General features: G+C 70.5%; 19 protein-coding genes. 5 read left to right on the top strand and 14 right to left on the bottom strand.

What is annotated here, in order from left to right:
• The 8 genes from BJ964_RS19180 to BJ964_RS19145 form a co-directional block, all read right to left on the bottom strand.
• Complete coding sequence (locus BJ964_RS19180; RefSeq protein ID WP_307838010.1) at positions 1-1,638, bottom strand: bifunctional 3'-5' exonuclease/DNA polymerase; 1,638 nt, start codon at positions 1,636-1,638, stop codon at positions 1-3.
• A 97-nt stretch (positions 1,639-1,735) separates the two neighbouring features.
• The gene (locus BJ964_RS19175; protein WP_188121933.1) at positions 1,736-2,635 is read right to left on the bottom strand and encodes a carbohydrate ABC transporter permease; all 900 of its coding nucleotides are present in this window, start codon (positions 2,633-2,635) and stop codon (positions 1,736-1,738) included.
• An 11-nt stretch (positions 2,636-2,646) separates the two neighbouring features.
• The gene (locus BJ964_RS19170) at positions 2,647-3,546 is read right to left on the bottom strand and encodes a carbohydrate ABC transporter permease (protein ID WP_188121932.1); all 900 of its coding nucleotides are present in this window, start codon (positions 3,544-3,546) and stop codon (positions 2,647-2,649) included.
• Positions 3,547-3,566: 20 nt separating this feature from the next.
• Positions 3,567-5,000, bottom strand: coding sequence for an N-acetylglucosamine/diacetylchitobiose ABC transporter substrate-binding protein (gene ngcE / locus BJ964_RS19165; RefSeq protein WP_188121931.1), 1,434 nt, complete (start codon positions 4,998-5,000; stop codon positions 3,567-3,569).
• A gap of 16 nt (positions 5,001-5,016) precedes the next feature.
• Positions 5,017-5,874: a carbohydrate ABC transporter permease gene (locus tag BJ964_RS19160; RefSeq protein ID WP_188121930.1), complete on the bottom strand. Its 858-nt coding sequence runs from the start codon at positions 5,872-5,874 to the stop codon at positions 5,017-5,019.
• Complete coding sequence (locus tag BJ964_RS19155) at positions 5,874-6,851, bottom strand: carbohydrate ABC transporter permease (RefSeq protein WP_229807009.1); 978 nt, start codon at positions 6,849-6,851, stop codon at positions 5,874-5,876. The genes BJ964_RS19160 and BJ964_RS19155 overlap by 1 nt, the downstream gene beginning before the upstream one ends.
• 52 nt (positions 6,852-6,903) lie before the next feature.
• Positions 6,904-8,217 (bottom strand): extracellular solute-binding protein, encoded by a 1,314-nt coding sequence (locus BJ964_RS19150; protein ID WP_188121929.1) that lies wholly within the window; start codon positions 8,215-8,217, stop codon positions 6,904-6,906.
• A gap of 36 nt (positions 8,218-8,253) precedes the next feature.
• Positions 8,254-9,267: a MurR/RpiR family transcriptional regulator gene (locus tag BJ964_RS19145; protein WP_188121928.1), complete on the bottom strand. Its 1,014-nt coding sequence runs from the start codon at positions 9,265-9,267 to the stop codon at positions 8,254-8,256.
• A gap of 396 nt (positions 9,268-9,663) precedes the next feature.
• Between BJ964_RS19145 and BJ964_RS19140 the strand changes: the two genes are divergently transcribed.
• Complete coding sequence (locus BJ964_RS19140) at positions 9,664-10,215, top strand: hypothetical protein (RefSeq protein WP_188121927.1); 552 nt, start codon at positions 9,664-9,666, stop codon at positions 10,213-10,215.
• Between the two features lie 52 nt (positions 10,216-10,267).
• Here BJ964_RS19140 and murD read toward each other — a convergent pair whose 3' ends face one another.
• Positions 10,268-11,629 carry a UDP-N-acetylmuramoyl-L-alanine--D-glutamate ligase gene (gene murD / locus BJ964_RS19135; RefSeq protein WP_188121926.1) on the bottom strand — a complete coding sequence of 454 codons (1,362 nt, stop codon included), beginning with the start codon at positions 11,627-11,629 and terminating at the stop codon, positions 10,268-10,270.
• A gap of 92 nt (positions 11,630-11,721) precedes the next feature.
• Between murD and BJ964_RS19130 the strand changes: the two genes are divergently transcribed.
• Both BJ964_RS19130 and BJ964_RS19125 read left to right on the top strand, forming a co-directional pair.
• On the top strand, positions 11,722-13,014 hold the full coding sequence (locus tag BJ964_RS19130) for a hypothetical protein (protein ID WP_188127029.1): 1,293 nt from the start codon (positions 11,722-11,724) through the stop codon (positions 13,012-13,014).
• A complete protein-coding gene (locus BJ964_RS19125; protein WP_188121925.1) occupies positions 13,011-13,370 on the top strand; it encodes a cupin domain-containing protein in 360 nt (119 codons plus the stop codon). The genes BJ964_RS19130 and BJ964_RS19125 overlap by 4 nt, the downstream gene beginning before the upstream one ends.
• 159 nt (positions 13,371-13,529) lie before the next feature.
• Here the strand turns inward: BJ964_RS19125 and BJ964_RS19120 are convergent, their stop codons facing one another.
• Positions 13,530-15,110: a flavohemoprotein gene (locus BJ964_RS19120; RefSeq protein WP_188121924.1), complete on the bottom strand. Its 1,581-nt coding sequence runs from the start codon at positions 15,108-15,110 to the stop codon at positions 13,530-13,532.
• A gap of 55 nt (positions 15,111-15,165) precedes the next feature.
• Here BJ964_RS19120 and BJ964_RS19115 point away from each other — a divergent pair, with 55 nt between their 5' ends.
• The gene (locus BJ964_RS19115; protein WP_188121923.1) at positions 15,166-15,960 is read left to right on the top strand and encodes a TrmH family RNA methyltransferase; all 795 of its coding nucleotides are present in this window, start codon (positions 15,166-15,168) and stop codon (positions 15,958-15,960) included.
• Between the two features lies 1 nt (position 15,961).
• Here BJ964_RS19115 and BJ964_RS19110 read toward each other — a convergent pair whose 3' ends face one another.
• The 3 genes from BJ964_RS19110 to BJ964_RS19100 all read right to left on the bottom strand — a co-directional run bounded on the left by BJ964_RS19110 (position 15,962) and on the right by BJ964_RS19100 (position 18,368).
• The gene (locus tag BJ964_RS19110; RefSeq protein ID WP_188121922.1) at positions 15,962-16,630 is read right to left on the bottom strand and encodes a hypothetical protein; all 669 of its coding nucleotides are present in this window, start codon (positions 16,628-16,630) and stop codon (positions 15,962-15,964) included.
• Positions 16,631-16,752: 122 nt separating this feature from the next.
• A complete protein-coding gene (locus tag BJ964_RS19105; protein WP_407650849.1) occupies positions 16,753-17,850 on the bottom strand; it encodes an SPFH domain-containing protein in 1,098 nt (365 codons plus the stop codon).
• Between the two features lie 68 nt (positions 17,851-17,918).
• Positions 17,919-18,368 carry an NfeD family protein gene (locus BJ964_RS19100; protein WP_188121920.1) on the bottom strand — a complete coding sequence of 150 codons (450 nt, stop codon included), beginning with the start codon at positions 18,366-18,368 and terminating at the stop codon, positions 17,919-17,921.
• A 99-nt stretch (positions 18,369-18,467) separates the two neighbouring features.
• On the opposite strand from BJ964_RS19100, the gene BJ964_RS19095 reads away from it, so the two are divergent.
• Positions 18,468-19,775: a serine hydrolase domain-containing protein gene (locus BJ964_RS19095; protein WP_188127028.1), complete on the top strand. Its 1,308-nt coding sequence runs from the start codon at positions 18,468-18,470 to the stop codon at positions 19,773-19,775.
• Positions 19,776-20,882: 1,107 nt separating this feature from the next.
• On the opposite strand, the gene BJ964_RS19090 is transcribed toward BJ964_RS19095, so the two are convergent.
• On the bottom strand, positions 20,883-22,007 hold the full coding sequence (locus BJ964_RS19090) for a DMT family transporter (protein WP_188121919.1): 1,125 nt from the start codon (positions 22,005-22,007) through the stop codon (positions 20,883-20,885).
• Between the last annotated feature and the right edge of the window lie 17 nt (positions 22,008-22,024).

Below are 22,024 nucleotides of genomic sequence, written 5' to 3'. Positions count from 1 at the left end.
TCACTTGGCGTCGGCGTAGGCACCAACCACTGAGACGTCCAACGGGAAACGCACCGTGGTGGCGCCGAAGAGCAGACGGCCGGCCGATGCCGCGCTCGCGTGCACCGCCTGGACCACGCGTTCGGCCTGCTCGGCGGGGCAGTGCACGACCACCTCGTCGTGCACGAACAGGACCAGCTCGGCATCGGTTCCGGACAACTCGGTCCGCAGGGTGGCGAGCAGGACCAGCGCCCACTCGGCGGCAGTGGCCTGGATCACGAAGTTGCGGGTGAAGCGGCCCCTCGCCCGGCCGGGTGGTGGGGCCGCCTCGTCCGGGGGATCGAGCCCGTCCGCACGCCACGACCCGGCCGCCGGCGGGCAGGTCCGCCCGAGCCAGGAACGGACCAGGCCACCGGCCTCCCCGGTACGCGCGGCGGCCTCCACGTACTCGAAAGCGGTCGGGTAGTGGCGGCGGAGCACGGCGAGGGCCGGGATGGCGTCGCCGCCGGTCTGCCCGTACATGGCGCCCAGCAGGGCCAGCTTGGCCTTCGCCCGGTCGCCGTCGAACGAATCGGTGGCCAGTGCCGCGTACAGATCCCCGCCGGCGGCGGCCCGGGCCAGGCGCCCGTCACCGGAGACGGCCGCCAGGACCCGGGGCTCCAGCTGGCCGGCGTCGGCGACCACGAACGTGTGACCGGGATCGGCCACCACGGCCCGGCGCACCACCTTCGGCACCTGGAGGGCGCCGCCACCCCGGGTCGCCCAGCGGCCGGAGACGACGCCTCCCGGCACGTACTCCGGGCGAAAACGGCCGTCGCGCACCCACGCGTCGCACCAGGCCCAGCCGTGCGCGGTCCAGATCCGGTAGAGCTCCTTGAACTCGAGCAGCGGGGCGACCGCCGGATGGTCGACCTGGCGCAGCACCCAGCGCCGGGTGTTGGGGATGTCGATGCCGGCCCGGTGGAACGCGCGCACCACCTCGGCCGGCAGGTCGGGGTGCAGGCCGTGGGTGCCGAACGCGGCGTTGATCCGGGCGGTCAGCTCGGCCAGGCGGCGGGGCGGGCCCATCGGCTGCGGCGGGCCGAGCAGCTCACGCAGCAGCTCGTCGTGGATGTCGGCGCGCCACGGCAGGCCGGTGTGGCCCATCTCGGCGGCGATCAGGGCGCCGGCGGACTCGGCCGCCACCAGCATCCGGAAACGGCCGGGATGTTCGGTTTCCCCCATGAGGCGCGCCTGTTCCGCGTACACCTCCAGAAGATCTGAGATCTCCACGCGCTCGGCCGGAACCGCGTCGAAGAGGGCGACCTGCGCGAAACCGGGCGGTTCGGCGTCCGGCCGTGGCCGGTCCGGAGGGACCGGGAGGCCGTGCAGACGGGCGGCGGCCGCGGCGAGCCCGCGTGGCTCACCCCAGCGGCCGGCGTGGCCGAGCAGCAGCGCCTCGGTCAGCTCGAGATCGTGGCAGCGGGCCACCCGGACCCCGGCGCGCAGCAGCGCCGGATAGACGTCGGCGGTGCGGGTCCAGACCCAGCGTGGCTGCTCGGTGGCTTCCAGGGCGGCGATCGCCGCGGCCAGGTCGGGGACGTGCCACCGCTCCCCTGAAGCATGCCGGCCCAGACGGCCACCAGGACCGTCCGGGTCGGGCACTACCGCGATCAGCACCAGGCCATTGTCACCGCCGGGTATGACACTTCCCCCACTCGGCAAAACCCGTCAGCGAACCGGCGACAGCATGAACTCCCTTCGGTCGTTCATGCCGTCACTTGACGGCTCCGGCGGTGAGGCCTGCCTGGATCTGGCGCTGGAAGATCGCATAGACCACGATCATCGGCAGGATGCTCAGGGTGAGCGCGGCGAACAGCGTCGACCACTCGGCGTGGTAACCGGCCTGCGTGGAGATGTTCGCGATGCCCTGGGTGAGCACCCACTTCTGGTCGGCGCCCTGCCCCTGCATGATCACCAGCGGCAGCAGGTACTGGTTCCACTGCCCCACGATGTTGAAGATCGTGATGCTGACCAGGCCGGACTTCGCCATCGGCATCATGATCTGGAAGAACTTGCGGGTGTGCGAGGCGCCGTCGACCGTCGCGGCCTCGTCGATCTCGTGCGGCAGCGTCCTGAAGAACGCGGCCAGGAAGAAGACGGTGAACGGCAGCGAGTAGGCGATGTAGACCAGGATCAGGCCGATGTACGAGTTCAGCAGCCCCAGGTTCTTCAGGATGTGGAAGAGCGGGGCGAGCGCCATGAACGTCGGGAAGGCCAGGCCGGAGACGAACAGGAAGTAAAGGACCCGGTTGCCGGGGAAGGTGTAGCGGGCCAGCACGTAGGCGGCCATCGACCCGAACAGCATGGTGCCGGCGGTGCTGACCGCCACCACGAAGACGCTGTTCAGGAAGTAGCGGCCGATGTGCGCCTGATTCCACGCGGAGAAGTAGGTCTCCAGCGAGAACGAGTCCGGCAGCGCGAACGGCTCACCCAGGAAGATCTCGGTGTTGGACTTGAACGAGGCCAGCAGCACCCAGATCAGCGGTCCGGCGGTGACCAGCGCCCAGAAGACGAGGGCCACGTGGGCCAGGCCGTTGAAGGCGCGGACCTGGCGGTGGGTCTCCACCTTCTTCTGCGACTTCTTCTCGGAGACGGCCGCGGTCAATGTGGTCATGTGCGGGCCTCTCAGACGGCGTCACGTCGCGTGACCCGCAGGGTCAGCGCGGCGAAGGTCAGGGTCAGGAAGAACAGCACCACGCCGAGCGCGGAGGCGTACCCGACCTGGGAGTACTCGAAGGTGTTGCGGTAGATCATCATGGCCAGCACCGAGGTCGCGCCGTCCGGGCCGCCGCGGTCCACGGTCATGATGTTGATCAGGGCGAACGCGTCGAACGCGGCGATGCCCAGGTAGACCCATGCGGTCTGGATGGTGCCCCAGAGCAGCGGCAGGGTGATCCGGAAGAAGAGGGTGACCCGGGTGGCGCCGTCCAGCGCCGCGGCCTCGTAGATCTCGTGCTCGATCGAGCCCATGCCGGCCGAGAAGAGCACCACGTAGAAGCCGACCGCCTGCCAGACCAGCACCACCAGGATGCAGGTCAGCGCCCAGCGTTCGTCGGCCAGGAACAGCCACGGCGCCCAGGAGTCCGGGAGCAGACCGTTGATCATGCCGCTCTTGTCCGAGGCGAACACCCGGCCGAAGATCACCGCGACGATGGCGAGGGCCATCAGCTGCGGGAAGAAGAAGATCACCCGGTAGAACTTGGAGCCCCAGACCCCGCGGGTCATGCCGCCCTTGGATCCGCCGCCCACGTTCAGCAGGAACGCGAAGAGCAGACCGAGCGCGATCGTCACGATCGGCAGCAGCAGGAGCAGGTAACCGTTGTGCCGCAACGACTTCCAGAAGAGGTCGTCGTTCCACAGTTTGACGAAGTTGTCGAAGCCGACGTACTTGATCGGTCCGAACCCGGACCAGCTGGCCACGGACAGCTGGAAGGTCTGGATGTACGCCGCCACCACGAAGGTGGCGTAGAGCGCCACCGGCACGGCAAGGAAACCGATGATGAAGGGATACTTACCGTGCCGCATGGCGCTCTACCTCACTACTACTAGCTACGGATCTGCTTCTGGACGGAGGAGTCCTTGGCGAGCGCCTGCGAGGCGGCCTCCATCCGGTCACAGAACTTCTGCGCGTCGCCGCCCTTGAACATCAGGTCGTTGACGGCGCTCAGCGACTCGTCGCCGAGCTTCTTGTACCAGGTGTCGAACAGGTAGCCCATGAAGACGTCCTTGCCGGCCTTGGTCAGCGCCGCGTTGGCGCTGGTCAGGCCGGGGGACAGCTCGACACCGTCAGCGGCGCCGAGCACCACGGTCAGCGACTTGGTGAGCTTGGTGAACTCGGTCGCCGCCTCCTTGGAGAGCATGACCCGCAGGTACTCCATGCCGCCGCGCGGGTTCTTGCCCTTCGACGACGCGAAGTAGATCTCACCGGCCGCGGCGTTCATCGCGGCCGCCGGGAGCTTGTCCGAGGTGGTGACGCTCGGGTACGGCGCGACCGCGTACTTGAAGGTCGGCGGGGTGTCCTTGGCCTGCTCGTTCTCCAGCCAGGAGCCGCACGGGTAGAAGGCGACCTTGTCCTGGTTCTGCTGGAGCTGGACCTCGGTGTGCTTGAGGCCGAGGAACGACTTGTCCAGGTACTTCTTGCCGATCTCGCCCCAGGCCTTGGCGGCCTCGAGGACGGCCGGGGCGGTCCACGCGCCGGGCTTCAGGTTGTCGATGTCCTTGAGGACCTGCTCGGTGCCGATCTTTCCGGCGCTGGTGAGCAGGGCACGGACCATGTAGTACGCGGCGTTCGCGCCGGCGTAGCCGAACGGGACGATGCCGGCGGCCTGGATCTTGTCGCAGAGGGCGGTGAACTCGGCCCAGGTGGCCGGCAGGGCCCAGCCGTTCTTCTCGAACAGGGTGGCGTTGTGCCACAGGCCGAAGACGGTGTACGAGTAGTTCAGCGCGTACGGCTTGCCGGTGTAGCTGCCCCACTCGGCCGTGCCCGGGACCAGCGTCTCCGCCACGGTCTTGCCGGGGATGTCGAAGGACGGGGCGGCGTAGAGCTCGGTGAGGTCCTGCGCCTGGCCGGCCGCCACGATGGCGCCGAAGTCCATCATCTTGGCACCCGAGTTGTTGATCATGTCGGGCGCGTCGCCGGCGTTGAGGCGCGGCTGAACGGTCGTCGAGATCTCCTGGGTGGCCGAGTAGGCGACCTTCGACTCCGGCCACTTCTTGTTGTAGAGCGGGGTGTCGACGTCGGTGGCGTACTTGGTGCCCAGACCGCCGTCGAAGATCACGATCTCGATCGGCGCCTTCGGGTCGACGCCCAGCGGGTTGTCCGCGGACTTCGTACCGGTGGCCTGGTCGGTCGTGTCCTCCTCGCCACCGCCCACGCAGGCGCTGAGCATGCCCACCGCCGGGGTCGCCGCCAGGCCGACCGCGGCGGCGCGGCGCAGCAGAGTACGGCGGTCCAGCTCAGAGTTCGTTATGTCAGACATCGATGTCCTTTCGGGTTCAGCCCTTGACGGCGCCGGCCGTCAAACCGGTGGCGATGTTGCGCTGGATCAGGAGGAAGAACACCACCACCGGGATGGAGGTGATGATCGCACCGGCCATGAGGGGACCCCATGCGGTGCCACGTTCGGTCTGGTTGTGGAGCAGCCAGGCCATCGGGTTCTGGTTCGTCGGGTCGTTCAGCGTGTTGATGATGATGAATTCGTTCCACGCCTGGATGAACCCGTAGACCGAGGTGGCGACGAGACCGGGACCGGTGAGCGGCAGGATGATCCGCCAGAACACCTGGGCCCGGGTACAGCCGTCGATCATCGCGGCCTCGTCCAGCTCCCGCGGGATGCCCGAGATGAAGCCGCGCAGCGTCCACACCGTGTACGGCAGCAGCAGCACCAGGTAGACCAGCGCCACGCCGACGAGGGTGTTGGTGAGGTTGACACTCTGGAGCATCAGGAAGAGCGGGATGAGCAGGGCCAGGAACGGCACCAGCTGGACGGTCAGGACGACCAGGATGATCGCCTTGCGGCCGTAGAAGCTGAACCGGGCGATCGCGAGCGCCGCGAGGAAGCCCACGACCAGCGCCGCGGCCACCGCCATCGCCGTGATGACCAGACCGTTGATCATGCTCGGGATGAACAGCTCCTCGCCGAGCGCGGACCTGAAGTTGTCCAGTGTGAAGTCGTGCGGCCAGAAGGTGGGGGTGAAACTGCGGACCTCGCGGTCCGGCTTGAACGCCGTGATGAGCACCCAGTACACCGGGAAGATCATGGCCAGGCCGAAGACGATGCCGGTGGCGTTCGCGAAGAACGTACCGGTGCGGCTGCGTCCGACGGTGATCACACCATCGTCATGGCGGGCCATCAGTCCACCTCTCCGATCTTGAACATCTGGCGGATGTAGAAGACCATCACGCCGAGCATCAGGAGCACGGTGATCACCGAGATCGCCGAGCCGAAGCTGTAGTTGGAGCGCCCGAACGCCTGCGTGTAGGAGTAGGTCGCCAGGGTCTGGTAGACCGGCTCCGGGTGACCGTCGCGCAGCGCCCAGTTCTGGGTGAAGAGGCCGAAGTTCCAGATCACCGACAGCGTGGTGACGATCATCAGCAGCGGCTTCAGGATCGGCAGGGTGATGCTGCGCAACGACTGCCAGGGGTTGGCGCCGTCCACCGTGGCGGCCTCCAGGAGCTCCTTCGGCACCTGGGTGAGACCGGCGCTCAGCGAGATCGCCAGGAACGGGATGCCGGCCCAGAGCACCAGCGCGGTGATCACCGCCCAGCCCTCCCACGGGTTGACGAACCAGCTGTGGGAGGAGTAGTCCAGCCCCAGCTCGGTGAGCACGTAGTTGAGGACGCCGAAGTCCGAGTCGGTCAGCCAGCGGAAGGCCTGCGCGGCGACGAGCTGGGGAAGGGCCCAGACGAACATCATCGCGATCATCATGAACATCCGGACGCCGCGGGTGACCCGGCGCATGAGCAGCGCGATGCCCAGCCCGGCCAGCACCGAAAGGGCGACCGAGACGACCGTGAAGCCCGCGGTCCGCGCGACGACGCCCCAGAAGTCGCTGTCGGTGAGGGCCTTCGTGTACTGGTCGACGCCGGCCCACGGCGGGGTGGCGCCGGAGAACAGCTCCCGCAGCCGCATGTTCTGGAAGGACAGCACGATCATGCGGTAGAGCGGGTAGCCCAGCATCGCGATCAGGATCAGCAGCGTGGGCAGGGAGAGCAGCCAGGCGACACCGGAGTCGCGCTGGCCACGGGAGCGCACCCGCTTGACGGGCTTGGGCGGCGTGGCCTGCGGCGCCTGTGCCGGGGCGGGCCGGGAGTCGACGGCGTGCATCATGATCCTCCAGTGCGGTGTGCCGCCCGCCCGACGGCGGGCGGCACATGCGTCATCAGGCCTCGTTGAGCGTGGCGGCGATCTGCTCGTCAGCCCACTTGGCGCCGTCGGCCACCGTCTTCTTGCCGGTGAGGATGTCGGTCAGCATGGTCTGGAGGATGTTGCCCTTCTCCACGTCGGCCCACTTCTCGGCGTTCGGCGGGAACCAGCTGTTCTTCGCGGACAGCGCGGCCGGCGCGATCTTCGGGTTGTCCGTGGCGGCCTTGTCCAGCAGCGCGGTCGCGTTCGGCAGCGCGCTGGCCTTGACCAGGCCCTCCATCGACTTGCTGTCGGTGAAGTACTTGACCCACTGCGCGGCGAGCTCCTTGTTGCCGCTCTTCGCGGTCACACCCAGGTTGGAGCCACCGAGGAAGGACGGCACCTCGGGCAGCGGGGCGGCGGCGAGCTTGCCCTTGACCTTGGTCGGAACCAGCTCGGAGTTCGGGTCGTTCGGGTCCTTGCGGACCTCCTCGGCGACACCCTGCTCCCAGGCGTTGCCGTAGAAGATGCCGCCCGAGCCCTGCGAGAAGATGCCGGCCTGCTCGCTCTCGTTCTTGGTGACGTCGGCCTTCGAGTACTTCTTGACCATGTCGACCCAGCGCTGGAGGCCCTCCTGCGACTGCGGGGTGGAGAGCTGGCCGACCCACTTGTCGCCGTCCTGCTTGGCGATCTCGCCGCCGGTCGACTTGACCCAGGACATGGCCGCGTACCAGTACTGGCCCGGCATGTAGATCGCGCTGAACTTCTTGTCGGCCGCGTTGCCGGTCTGGAGCTTGTCGGCCGCGGAGAGGAGGTCGGCGTAGGTCTTCGGGGCCTCGGCGATGCCGGCCTTCTGGAAGAGGTCGGTGCGGTAGATCATCACGCGGGCACCGGCGTAGTAGGGCACGCAGTAGGTCTTGCCCTCGGACTCACAGGCGCCGGAGAGGCCGGACAGCCAGGTGCCGGAGTTCTCGAAGTCACCCTTGTTCAGCTCGGCGAAGCCGCCGGAGAAGACGTACTTGGAGAACTCGGTGTTGCCCAGCTCGACGACGTCCGGGACGTCCGAGCCGGCCAGCGTCGCGTCCAGCTTGGTGAGGTGGTTGGCCCACTGCTGGTACTCGACGTTCACCTGCGCGCCGGTGGCCTCGGTGAACCGCTTGGAGGCGTCCTCGACGACGCCCTTCCAGCTGGTCTCGGCGTCGACCATGAGCCAGACCTTGATGGTCTTGCCCTTGCCGTCGACCGTGCCGTTGGCCGAGGTCGCACCCTCGTCGCTGCCGGAGTTGCCGCAGGCGGCCGCACCGAACAGCGACGCGGCGAGCGCCGCCGCAACCGCGATCTTGCGCTTCACATTTCCTCCCGAGGGGATTTCATACGTTTTAAGGGTTCAGCTGTCTTTCGCGGCCTTGTGCCCGTGCACCGCTTGGGCGGTGCGCTGGAACGCGGCGTGCGAACGTTCGTGGGTTCGTTGCGCGACGGCGACGTACAGCAGGTCGAGAACGACCAGCTGGGGGTGGCGGGCGCTGAGCGCGTCCGGCCGGAAGGTCGTCGCCTGCGTGGCGGTGAGCAGGACGATGTCCGCGAGCTCGGCCAGTGGGGAACGGGGGAAACTGGTCAGCGCGATCGTGGTGGCGCCCCGGCTGTTCGCCTCGGCGAGCAGCTCGATCGTCTCGCCGGTCTCGCCACTGTGCGAGATGCCGAGCGCGACGTCGCCGGGCCTCGACAAGGCGGCGCTGGCCAGACCGTTGTGCACGTCGGTCCAGGCCCACACCGGAATGCCGATGCGGTGCAGACTGAACTGCATCTCCTCGCCGACCAGCGCGCTTCCGCTGGCGCCGAAGATGTTCACCCGTGGCGCGGCGGCGATCGCCACCGCGGCCCGTTCCACCTCGCCCAGGTCGAGCAGTGTGGCGGTGTCGTGCATGGCCCGCGTGTCGGCCGCCATGATCTGGCCGAGGACCCGCTCGAGCGGGTCGTTCGGCTGGATCTCCCGGCCGATGTCCACGGTCCAGCCGGCCGAGCGGGCCCGGCCGGTCTCCGCCGCGATGCCGAGGCGAAGGTCCGCGTAACCGTCGAAGCCGACCGCCCGGCAGAACCGGGTGATCGTCGCGGGCGAGGTGCCGCTGCGCTCGGCCAGCTCGACGATGGTGGCCCGGGAGGCCGCGGCGGGGTCGGCGAGCACCTGCTCGGCGACCCGTTGCAGCGCCCCGGTGAAGTCCGGCAGCAACTTCCTGACCCGGGCGAGCACCCCATCGACGGGCGGATGGTCCACGCCGTTCGATCCGGTGGTGCGCCCACCCCCGTGGTCGCTCCCGTTGCTCCTGTTCAGAGCGGCGTGGGCGCGAACCAGCGAGGGGGTCACCGCGGTCCACGCGGCGCCGTCCATCTCCGGCTCAGCCATCGGTCACCCTTTCAGGAAGGACTGTTTACTGTCGCGGTAAAAGTTCTTACTAACGGCCCCTTGCTGTCAAGGCTGTGAAGGAAGTTTTCAAACCGTTACCGGAGCAGGGCGTATGAACTGATGTTTCCGGCGGGGCGGATGACCGCCATCGATCCACAAATGGCCGATACGACGTGACCGCCATCACATGCCCGAATTGCGCCCTTTTTTGGTCGGCCAAACGGCCCATAAGGACTAGGCCATTTCGGCGAGGCGCGATCACCCGATCGCCCGGTCTCCGTGACGCGCTGAAACCTTCCCGTCACACCGGAAACAAAATCAAAAAAATTTCCGGTACGCCGTGAGCGCCGGAGTGGCAGCATAGGGGCAATTGCTCTCATTTCAGGAGAAATAGGCATGCGATGGTTATCGGTGATCGTCATGGCGGTCCTGGCTCTCCCCGGCCCCGCCCACGCGAAAGTCACCTTCGACTTCGGCACCAACACCGGTTTCGTGGACGCCGAGGACGTTCGGCAGGCCTTCGACTGGGACGCCGCCACCCTGCGGTCCAAGGCGAAAGGCCTGGAGTTCGAGCACCTGAGGCTGGTTCAGGACACCTACGTGGTGGTCTGCGGAGGAGCCGGCGCCCGCCCGCTCCGGGCGGTCCACACCGCCCAGGACGCGAAGGAGTTCCTCACCGTCAAGGTGGCCCGCAAGCCGGGCACGCGGGACGTCACCGGCTTCCGGATCGTCAAGGCCTACGCCGGCATCTCCGGCACCACGGTCCCCCCGGCGCCGGGCACGCCGTGTCCCGAGCCGAAGCCGGACGAGAAGGTCCGCACGTCCCGGCTCGTGTCGACCACGGTCACCACCACGCTCGTCGCGAAGTCCGGGCCGGACCGCGTCGAGCTCTACCAGGTCCGGACCGGGCCGCCCGTCCCGGCGACGGCGGTGTCACAGCCGGCCTGAGACTCGGCCGTTTCGCGCCGCCTACGCCTGCGCCTCCGCCGTTTCGCGCCGCCTACGCCTGCGCCTCCGCCGTTTCGCGGACCGCCTGGGCGAAGACCTCGGAGCGGTGCTCGAAGTTGCGGAAGCGGCCGTAGCTGGGCGCGGCCGGGGACAGCAGCACCACTCCCCCGGCGGGGGTGATCTTGCGGGCCAGGCGGACGGCGTCGACCAGGTCCTCGGCCGGTTCGGTGCGGACCCGGGGCAGGCGGGCCAGCACCTCCAGGATGCGGGGGCCGCTGTCCGGCAGGCCGATCACGGTGAGTTCCCGGTCGGCCAGAAAGTCACGTAACGGTGAGTAGTCGAGGCCGCGATCATTTCCGCCGACGAGCACGGTGAGTGGCCGGTTCTCGTACGCCTCGATGGCGTGCATGGCGGCGTACGGGCTCGTCGAGAGGGTGTCGTCGACGAACGTCAGCCCGGACGGGTCCTCGATCTCGGCGAGCCGGTGCGGCAGCCCCGGGAAGGACCGGACCGCCGCCTCGACGACCGCCCGCTCCGCCTCCACGTCCACGCCCATGCCGTCCAGCACGGCCAGCGCGACGCACAGGTTGCCCTCGTTGTGCCGGCCCTTGAGCCGCAGCGCGTCCCGCGGGAACAGCGGCTCGTCACTGCACCAGACCTGCCCGTCCTCGACCCGGAACCGGGAGTCCACGGCGGCCGCCGGCACCGGCGGGAACCAGCCCGCGTCGGTGACCCCGCGGATCTCGTCGCGCAGCCGCTTGTCGGTGCCGTTCACCACGATCAGCTCCGGGCCGTGCCGGAGGAGGTTCAGCTTGTCCCGGTAGTACTCCCGCTCGCCGCCGTGCGCGTCCAGGTGCTCCGGGAAGAGCGACGTGACCACCGCCACCCGCGGCGAGTCGGTCAGGTCGGCGCACTGGTAGCTGGACAGCTCCAGCACGTACAGCTCCGCCTCGGGCATGTCGAGCAGCGGCACCCCGATGTTCCCGCCGTACGCGTTGGGCCGCCCGACCGCCGCCAGCAGATGGCTGATCAGGCTGGACGTGGTGCTCTTGCCCTTGCTGCCGGTGACCCCGACGGTCTTCGCGGCGTGCTCGGCCATCCACAGCGCGCTGCCGCCGGTCACCGTGATCCCGCGCTCGCGCAGCTCGACCATGAACGGGTGGGTGGACGGCACCCCGGGCGACCGGACCACCACGTCGGCGCTGGCCAGGGCCGCGAAGGCGTGCTCGCCACCGGCCAGCGGCGCCAGCTCGGCCAGTTCGCCGGTCCACTCCACGGACAGATAATTGGCACTGTCGTCGACCGCGATCAGGCGGGACGGCTGATGGCGGGCGATCGCGGTCACCGCGGCCCGGCCCTCCCGGCCGGTCCCCCAGACCGCCACCGAACGGCCGCGCAGGTCTGCCAGGCGCACGTCGTCTCCCCGCTTCGCGTTGAACCTCGTCGGACCGAACTAATATTGCCCCTCGGTCATAGGCAAGGAGACTCCGGGTGCGGTTCGACGTCATGCAGTTCCCCTCGTACACGTTCGATCCGGTGACGGGGGTGGCGACGTTCGACTACCTGCTGGACGGTCCGGAGCCACTGCGTTTCACCGAGACGATCACGCTGCCGGTGCCGGCCGACCCGGCCGTGCCGGAGGCGCTCACCCGGGTGCTCGACCTGCTGCACGTGGTGGCCGGGGTGAGCTACTTCAAGGTCGGCGCGCCGGCCCGGGTGGTCGCGCCCAAACCCGTGCCACCCCAGGTCACCGATTTCCTCACGGCCGTCTACACCAAGGGCATGGCGGAGTACGCGTACCGCAACCAGCTGCCGCACGTGCTGGAGCTGACCGTGGAGGCCCCGGGTGTGATCCCGGCCGCCGAGCCCACCGGGATCGCCGGGGGCCGGCCGCTCTCCGCGGTCGGCGGCGGCAAGGACTCGATCGTCACGCTGGAGATCCTGCGCGCCGCCGGGCTCGACCCGGTGCCGTTCTCGGTCAACCCGAACCCGGTGATCGAGAAGGTGAACGCCGCCTCCGGCCTGCCCGCGCTGGCCGCCCGCCGCAAGCTGGACCCGCGGCTCTTCGAGCTCAACAAGGCCGGGGCGCTGAACGGGCACATCCCGGTCACCGCGATCAACTCGCTGATCGCCATCGCCACCGCGGTCTGGCACGGGCTCGGCCCGGTGGTGATGTCGAACGAGCGGTCCGCCTCCGACCCGAACCTGATCTGGAACGGTCACGAGGTCAACCACCAGTGGTCCAAGGGCGTCGAGGCGGAGGGGCTGCTGCGGGCCGCCGTGACGGCGTACTCGGGACTGCCCGACCCGTACTTCTCACTGCTGCGCCCACTGTCCGAACTGCACATCGCCCAACTGTTCGCCGGTCACACCGCGTACGATGATGTTGTTACGAGCTGTAACAAGGCATTCAAGTTGCACGACCCGACGGCCCGCTGGTGCGGTGACTGTCCGAAGTGCCGGTTCGTCTTCCTGGCGATGGCCCCGCACATGCACCGCGAGCGGCTCGCGCACATCTTCGGCCGGGACCTGTTCGCCGACCCGTCCCAGACGGCCGGGTTCCTGGAACTGCTCGGCGTCGACGCGCACAAGCCGTTCGAGTGCGTCGGCGAGGCCGAGGAGTGCCTGGTCGCCCTCGCCATGCTGACCGACGGCGCGCCGGTCCTGGCCGAGCTCCGCGCCGCCGTGCCGGCGACGGCGTGGGCCGAGGTCTCCCACTCGGACGTCTTCACCCCCGGCGGCCCGAACCACGTGCCCCCCGCCTACCGCAAGATCCTCGACGAGGCGGTCGCCGGATGAGCGAGATCTATGTGGGAAACGCCGACCCGGACGCGCTCGCCGAGCGGGGCTGGCTGCTGGGGCACTTCAAGCCGGAGGGCGACCCCCGGCACAGCACCGACGTCGAGATCAAGTGGGGCCGGCATCCGCGGGGCGACCGGCGGGCCGAGTGGGTCCGCGGCGAGGAGCGGACCGCCCTGCTGGTGCTGATCAGCGGCTGCTTCCACATGGAGTTCCCGGAACGCACGGTCGTCCTCGACAAGCAGGGCGACTACGTGGTCTGGCCGCGCGGCGTCGACCACTCGTGGTTCGCCGCCGAGGAGTCGGTGGTCCTCACCGTCCGCTGGCCGTCCGTCCCGGGCTACGCCGTCCGCTGACCCGCCCGCGCCGCAAGGCGCGGGCGCCGCGGGGTCGCGTGAGGGAACGCGACACGCCGGAAGGGCGCGTTACGGCCGCGACGGCGCGGTGGCATCGCGGGGCGGGGCGGAACGGCCGTGGTGCGGTCGGGTGCGGCGAGCAGCGTACCGAAAATGGGCCTATTGGGGTGTGTCGTGATGGATGCGCGCGGCATCCACGCCGAGCCGGTGCAGCGCCACGCTGGTGTTGGCCAGCATGAGCGGCGGCCCGGCCAGGTAGACCTCGAAGCGGGACCACTCGCCGAAGGCGGCGACCACGTCGGTGACCAGGCCGGACTCGTAGGGCCCGGGATCGCCCTCGGCCACCACCGGGACCACCGCGGCGCGCGGCGACCGGGCGGCCAGCTCGGTGAGGGCCTCGATGTCGTAGAGCTCGGTCCGGTCGCGGACGCCCCAGAACAGGACGGCCGGCCGGGTGTCGCCGGTGGCGGCGATCTCGGCGAGCATGGCCTTCATCGGGGCCACACCGGTGTCGCCGGCGATCATGAGGATGCCGCGGTCCGGTTCCGCGGGGAGGCCCATGTCGCCCTCGGCGCGGGTCAGGCGGACCAGGTCGCCGGCGCGGGTGTGGTGCACGAGGGTGCCGCTGACGCCGGTCTCCGTCTTCGCCCGCACGTGCAGCTCGATCAGCTCGTCCCGGTGCGGGGCGCCGGCCAGCGAGTACGGCCGCCGGACCCCGGGCACGGCGTCGACCTCGACCCGGGTGTACTGACCGGGGCGGAACGACAGCGGCAGCGACGGCCGCAACGTGATCACCGCGAGGTCACGGCGGCGCACGTCGTGCTCGATCACCTCGGCGGGCCAGACGGTCGGCTGGTACGCGACGAGCGTCCCGCCGTGCACCAGCCACTCGTAGATGTGCTGCCACGTCCAGCGCCAGGCCTGGTCGAAGTCCTGCCGCCAGGCGCCCGGGGCCATCCCCGCGCGCATCGCCTCGGCCAGCGCGGCGCCGACCACCCGGAGCCGGGTCCACGGGATGCCGCACTCGGCGAGCACCGCACCGAGCTGGATGCAGCCGGCGACCAGGGCCGGCGGGTCGTCCAGCCGGCGGACCAGCCAGGTGAGCGCGCGGGCCAGCTGGGCGCGCTGTGTCTCCGGGGTGCCGGGGAGCGCCTCGAGCAGGGGCGATTGCGCCTGCCCCAGGGCCCGCCAGAGCCGGCCGGCGACCTCGTCGATGCCGCCCGCGGCGTCGAGGCTCGCACTGAGCAGCCGCTGGGTGTCGCGCAGCGCCTGGCGGTCGGCCGGGTCGACGCCGTCGGGCCGGGGCGTGCCGCGCTTGCCGGGCACCCCGGGACGGCGGCGGCCCGGATGGTCACCGGTCGTCGTCTGGGGTTGGGGTGGCGGGAACTCGGTGGCGGGCCCGCCGATCCGGCGGGCCGGGGCGACCGGCGGGATGTTCGGCACCGGGCCGGTCGGGCCGGACGGGACGGCCCCGATCGGTGGGATTCCCCGGTCGGGGCCGTACCGGGCCTGAAAGCTGGAGCGGCCGATCGTGTCGCCGGGATCGCCGCGCCAGAGCAAGCCGCCGCCGGGCTGGTGCGACGGGGGCACGTCGGTCTCCTCCTCGTCGTCGGCCTGGTTCGGAAAGGGGATCTCGGAGAGCGCGGCGTCGGCATCGGCCACTCCGGCGGCGGCGGCGTCCGGCGCGTTCTGGCGCAGCCGGATGGCACGCAGCAGGGCGAGCAGATGCGGATCCGACACGGATCACCCCCGGCGAACTCGACAAGGGTGACCCTACCCCGCGAATAATGCCGGTGTGCCTGCACTCAGTATCACCAGCCCGGACGATCCACGGATCGGCGACTATCTAGCCCTCACCGACGTCGAGCTGCGAACCCGGTGGGAACCGCCGAACGGTCTGTTCATCGCCGAGGGGGAGCTGGTCATCCAGCGGGCGCTGCGGGCCGGCTACCGGATGCGCTCGGCCCTGGTCGACGAGAAGCGCGCCGATCAGCTGACCGGGCTGCCGCCGGAGGCGCCGCTCTACACCGCTCCGCCGCCGGTGCTGGAGTCGATCACCGGGTTCCACGTGCACCGGGGCATCCTGGCGTCGTTCCACCGGCGGGAGCTGCCGGTGATGGAGGAGATGCTCGCCGGGGCGCGCAGCCTGGCCGTCCTGGAGGGGCTGAACACGCACACCAACCTGGGTGCGCTGTTCCGGAGCGCGGCGGCGCTCGGCATCGACGCCGTGGTCCTGTCGCCGAACTGCGCGGACCCGCTCTACCGCCGGGCGGTACGGGTCAGCATGGGTGAGGTGTTCGCCATCCCGTACGCGAAGTCGGACGACTGGCCGGGCACCCTCAAGGCGATCCGGGCGGCCGGGTTCAGCCTGCTGGCGATGACTCCGGGCGAGGGCGCCGTGTCGATCGCCGGCCTGACCCCGGCCCAGCGGGAGCGGCCCGCGCTGCTGCTCGGCGCGGAGGGGCCCGGGTTGACGCGTACCGCCCTGGAGGCGGCCGACGCCCGGGTGGTGATCCCGATGCACAACGGGGTGGACTCGCTGAACGTGGCGACCGCGGCGGCGATCGGGTTCTACGAGATCACGCGCTGACTCAGGAACGGGGTACGAGGCGGCCGCCGGTCCAGGCCAGGCCCATGCCGGCGGCCAGCGCGAGAAGGGCGCCGACGGTCGGTACGGGCTGGTCCACGGACGTGCCCGCACCCATCGCCAGCGCCGCGAGCATCAGCAGCACCCCGTCGGCGGGGTTGACGAGTTTGGAACGGAACACCGCCCAGCCGAGCAGCAGCATCCCGGCGCCGCACACCGCCGCGGCGACGGTGAGCAGGCCGTCGACGTGCCCGGCGACCATCGGCGCGCTCGCCACCACGGCGTCCTCCGGCAGGGCGGCCACCGGCAGCAGCAGGGTGGCGCCGGCCAGCGTGGTCAGCAGCCCGGCCAGGGCGCACCGCCGGGTACGGGACCCGGCGAGCAGCCCGGCCAGCGCGATCAGGGAGATCATGGCGAGCCACCCGGCGAGCAGGCCGACGGCGAGCGGGCCGGGGACGCCCAGGACTCCGAGGGTGAGCCAGCCGTAGAACACCGCGGCGGCCGGGAGCGCCCACAGGGCCAGCCGGGCGTACCGGCGGACCGACCAGATCCAGACGGCGTCCCGTACCGGCAGGAGGTGTGTGTCCTCCTCGGTCGTGGTCGGGGCGCCGACCCACGCCGGTGCGACCCGCAAAGGTCGGCCGCTCGCCGTCTGGCGCTCGCTGATGCTCATGGCTCCGCCTCGTTAGCTGGGGCAACAAGCCGAGCGGCCGGGGGCACCGGTCGGGAATCCTGCTGCGAAGCATGCCAAAGAGTCACCGTCGATTGCGGCGGATCTCACAAAAGCCGGAAAAGTCAGTGTTTTTCGATGTGCTGCACTCCGTCGTAGTCGGCGCTGCCGAGCGCCGCGGTCGGCGGGATCACGTCGGGGGCGGGCAGTCCCGGCCGCCCGGAGGCCTCCGCCTCGGCCTCCCGCACCGCCTCGTCGACCCGGCGGGCCTCGGCCGCGGCGGCTTCGGCGGCGGCCGCGGCCTCCCGCTCGACGGCGCTCGCGTCCACCTCCTGCCGGGGCTCGTCACCCACCATGTTCGCCAGGCCGCCGAGCGCCCCACCCAGCCCCTCCAGCGCCTTGGTGAGCTCGGTCGGCAGGATCCACACCTTGTTGGCGGTGCCGTTGGCGATCTGCGGAAGCGATTGAAGGTACTGGTAGGCGAGCACCTTCTGCGACGGGTTGGCCTGGTGGATCGCGTCGAAGACGGTCCGGATCGCCTTCGCCTGGCCCTCCGCCTGGAGGATCCGGGCCTGCCGGTCACCGTCGGCGCGGAGCACGGCGGCCTGCTTCTCGCCCTCGGCCGTGAGGATCTGCGCCTGCTTGTGGCCCTCGGCGTTGAGGATGGCGGCCCGCCGGTCCCGCTCGGCGCGCATCTGCTTCTCCATCGAGTCGCGGATGCTCGGCGGCGGCTCGATCGCCTTGATCTCGACCCGGGTCACCTTGATGCCCCAGCGGCCGGTGGTCTCGTCCAGCACCCCGGACAGGTGCCGGTTGATCTCCTCGCGGCTGGTCAGCGCCCGCTCCAGGTCCAGTGAGCCGATCACGTTGCGCAGGGTGGTGACGGTCAGCTGCTCGATGGCCTGGAGGAAGTGGGAGATCTCGTACGTCGCCCGGACCGGGTCGACCACCTTGAAGTAGAGCACCGTGTCGATCGAGACGACCAGGTTGTCCGAGGTGATCACCGGTTGCGGCGGGAAGGAGACCACCTGCTCGCGCATGTCGACCTTGGTGCGTACCGAGTCGACGAACGGCACCAGCAGGTTGAGGCCGGGCGAGAGGGTGCGCTGGTACTTCCCGAGCCGCTCGATGACGTCCATCCGCTGCTGCGGGACGATCCGGAACGACTTGACGAGCGTGGTCACCACGAGCACGACGATGGCTATGACGAGGATCAGGACGATTTGCTCCACAACCCCACTCCTTCTATAGATCGGGCAGGTCGTCGCTCAAAGATCGGGCAGGTCGTCGCTTAAAGATCGGGCAGGTCGTCGTGCCACACCTGGACGGTCGCGCCACGCACCTTGACGACCCGGACATGCACTCCCGGAAGAAAGACCTCCTGGCCGTCGACCGAGCGGGCCTGCCACAGCTCGCCGTCGATCTTGACCATGCCGTGGTCGGCGGAGACCTCCTCGACCACGGTCCCGCGGGAACCCTCGATCGCCTCGATCCCGAACGGGCGCTCCCCAGTCTCCAGGGCGGGGCGGGCGTGCCGCATGATGATCGGGCGCAGCGCACCGACCGAGAGCCCGGACACCACGGCGAAGACGATCACCTGGACCACCAGGTCCGCGCCGAGCGCGGCAGCACCAGCCGCGGCCAGAGCACCGGCGGCGAAGAATATGACCAGAATCGTCGCGGTGAAGGCCTCGGCGATCGCCAGGACCACGGCGAGGATGACCCAGAGCACGGCTTCCACAACACCGATCGTGACACGCCCATGCACCCACGGCGACCGTAGCCGAATCCGGTTCAAACAGTTAGACCCATGAGTTCGCCGCAGGGGAGGGAACCCACCGTGACGCTGCTACCGGAGACCGTCCGCCGGATCGACGGAATCGCCGCCCGGGCACAGTCCACCGGCCGGGTGCCGTCGCTCGCCCTGGCCGTCGTCCGCGACCGCGCCGTCCTGCACTTCGCGGGCGCCGGCGAACAGCCCCGCCCGGACCCGAAGACCCAGTACCGGCTCGGCTCGATCACCAAGACGATCACCGCGACCCTGGTGATGCAGCTGCGCGACGAGGGCTTCTTCGCCCTCGACGACCTGCTCTACCGGCACCTGCCGGGCACCCCGATCGGCGGCGTGACCCTGCGCCAGCTGCTCGGGCACGTCTCCGGCCTGCAACGCGAGCCGGACGGCCCGTGGTGGGAACGCAACCCCGGCGGCGACGTGGACAAGCTGCTGGCCGAGCTCACCTACGAGAAGCTGGCCGGGCCGCCGTACCGCCGCTACCGCTACTCCAACCTGGCCTACGGTCTGCTCGGCGCGGTCCTCGAACGGGTCACCGGCATGGGCTGGGCGGAACTCGCCGGCAAACGCCTCCTCGACCCGCTCGGCATGAAGCGCACCACGTACGCGCCGGTCGAACCGTACGCCCGCGGCTATGTGGTGCAGCACGCCCTCGGCGGCGCCCTGCACGAGGAACCGCGCCCGGACACCGGCGCCATGGCGCCCGCCGGGCAACTCTGGTCGACGGTCACCGACATGGCGAAATGGGCCGCCTTCCTGGCCGATCCGGCGCCGGCCGTCCTGGCCCGGGAGACGGTCGACGAGATGTGCACGCCCGTCGCCATCAGCGACCTGGAGTCCTGGACCGCCGGGCAAGGCCTCGGCCCCCAGCTGTACCGGGTCGGCGAGCGGGTCTACGCCGGGCACGGCGGCTCGATGCCCGGCTACGTCGCGCATCTGGCCGTACACCGCCGCAGCCGGATGGGCGTCATCGTCTTCGCCAACGCCTACGGCCTCGACGGCACCAGCATCAAGGACGTCAGCCTGGAGGCCCTCACCGCCACCCTGGACAGCGAACCCACCCCCGTCCCCGCGTGGCGCCCGCCCGCGGCCCCCGAAGGCGAGGCCGCCGAGATCTGCGGCCGCTGGTGGTGGATGGGCCGCGAGTACTCACTGCTCCCCGACGGCGACGCCCTCGTCATGACCGGCCCGAACCATCGCACCCGCTTCACGCGCGAGGCCCCGGACCGTTGGCGCGGCCTCTCCGGCGACAACGAGGGCGAGATCCTGCGCATCCTGCGCGACCCCGACGGCACGGCCGAACGCCTGGACATCGCCACCTTCCGCTACAGCCGCGCCCCCAGCCATCTGGCCTGAAACCCCAACCCCATCCCCGGTACGGACGTCGCACCCCCCAACCGCAACCACCCCGTCCCGCCCGTCCCGCCACCTCCGCGACCACTCACCCACTCCCGCCACCTCCGCAACCACTCACCCACTCCCGCCACCTCCGCAACCACTCACCCACTCCCGCCACCTCCGCAACCACTCACCCACTCCCGCCCGTGCCGCCCCACCGGGCCCAGCCTCCACCCACCACAGCAGTCACCCACCACCCCACCTCCCGCGATCTTGGACGTTTCCCCACCGCAACCGGCGGCAAGGCGTCCAAGATCGCCAAAGCGCTCGGCGGGCCGGCGTGCAGCCGAAGCGCCCGGCGCGCTAGCGGGCAAACACGCCGAGCGCCCCTCCCCACGACCCGCGCTTGGACGATTGACCACCGCAACCGGCGGGAAACCCTCAAGATCGCGAAAGGACGCCTGCGCCGGCAGGGACCGCGCCAGCCGCCACCGCCGCCGCCACTACCGCCAACCGCCAACCGTCAACCGCCACTACCGCTACCGCCGCCGCGGCGGTGGCCGCAATCTTGGACGATTGGCCACCACCATCGGCGGCAGAACGTCCAAGATCGCGGAAGCCCCGGAGGGCTGGCGGGCAAACGCGCCGAGCGCCCCTCCCCACGACCGCAATCTTGGACGATTGGCCACCGCAGCCGGTGAGAAAGCGTCCAAGATCGCGGAAGCGCCCGGAGGGCTGGCGGGCACCTGGCCGGGCACGCCTCCCCGGCCCACGATCTTGGACGATTGGCCACCGCAGCCGGCGGGAAAGCGTTCAAGATCGCGGAAGCGCTTGGCGGGCTGGCAGGCACCTGGCCGGGCACGCCTCCCCGGCCCACGATCTTGGACGATTGGCCACCGCAGCCGGCGGGAAAGCGTTCAAGATCGCGGAAGCGCTTGGCGGGCTGGCAGGCACCTGGCCGGGCACGCCTCCCCGGCCCACGATCTTGGACGATTAGCCACCGCAACCGGTGAGAAAGCATCCAAGATCGCGGAAGCGCCCGGAGGGCTGGCGGGCACCTGGCCGGGCACGCCTCCCCGGCCCACGATCTTGGACGGTTGGCCACCGCAGCCGGTGGGAAAGCGTTCAAGATCGCGGGACGGCGCCTGCGGCCGCCGCCCGGGCCGCGGGTGGCGTGGGAGCAGCGGGAGGCGCGGGAGGCGTGGGAGATCCGAGAGCAGCGGGAGGGGTGGGAGTTCCGGCAGCAGCGGCAGGTGCGGGACCAGCGGGAGAGGTGGGAGCAGCCGGAGGGGTGGGAGAGGTGGGAGGGGTGGGAGAGGTGGGAGCAGCGGGAGGGGTGGGAGGGGTGGTTGTGGGGGTGGGGCGGTGGGAGAGGCCCAGGGTCAGGCCGGCGGCTACGGTGGCTATGCCCAGCCAGACCAAGGGGGCCGGGGACGGGGCGCCGAGGGCCATGCCGGTGACGGCGGCCGCGACGGGGGCCACGCCGGTGAGCAGGCCGGCGGGGCCGGAGCCGATGCCGGCCACGCACGTGTACCAGAGCAGGAACGCGACGGCCGTGACCAGGACGGCCAGATAGGCGCCGGCCAGGACGTCGTCGAGGTGGAGCCGGGTGACCGCGCCGGGGCCCTCGACCGTCAGGCCGATCGCGGCGAACACGGCGGCGCCCAGCCAGGTGGCGTGCGCGGAGACGCCGAGCGGCCCGTGCCGGCCCAGGACCGGCACCGCGAGCAGGGTGAAGGCGGCCTCGCAGCCGAATGTCACGGCCGCCCAGGCCACGCCGGTGGCATCGGTACGGCCGAGCCCCTGCACGAGGGCCGCGCCGGCGGTCACCACCGTGGCGGCGGCCAGTACCCGGGCGGCCGGGCGGCGGCCTTCCAGGAGTGGGCCGACCGCGGCGAGGACGATCGGCACGCAGGCCACGGCGACACCGATGACCGCGGGTTCGGCGTGCCGGGAGCCCTGGATCAGGGCGACGTTGAAGATCACCAGGCCGGTCAGGGTGACGCCGAGCAGCCAGAGCCATTCGCGGCCGCGGGGCCGGTGGACGGGGGTGCCGGCCCATCGGGCGTAGCCGAGCAGGAGCAGGCAGGCCACCCCGTACCGGGCGGCCTGCACGGTGAACAGGGGCGCGTCGGCGAGGTGGCCGGAGACCGCGACGCTGCCGCCGACGAAGACCATGCCGGCCGCCCCGGCGAGGCCGTGACGCGCGGTCCGCGGCGGGGCGGCGGATTCCCGAACGGAGGGTGTCATGGACAGCATCGTTCCCC

It is taken from the genome of Actinoplanes lobatus, from assembly GCF_014205215.1.
GTDB lineage: Bacteria > Actinomycetota > Actinomycetes > Mycobacteriales > Micromonosporaceae > Actinoplanes > Actinoplanes lobatus.
Note: the sequence above shows the minus strand (reverse complement) of the source record. Positions and strands in the feature narration are given on the sequence as shown.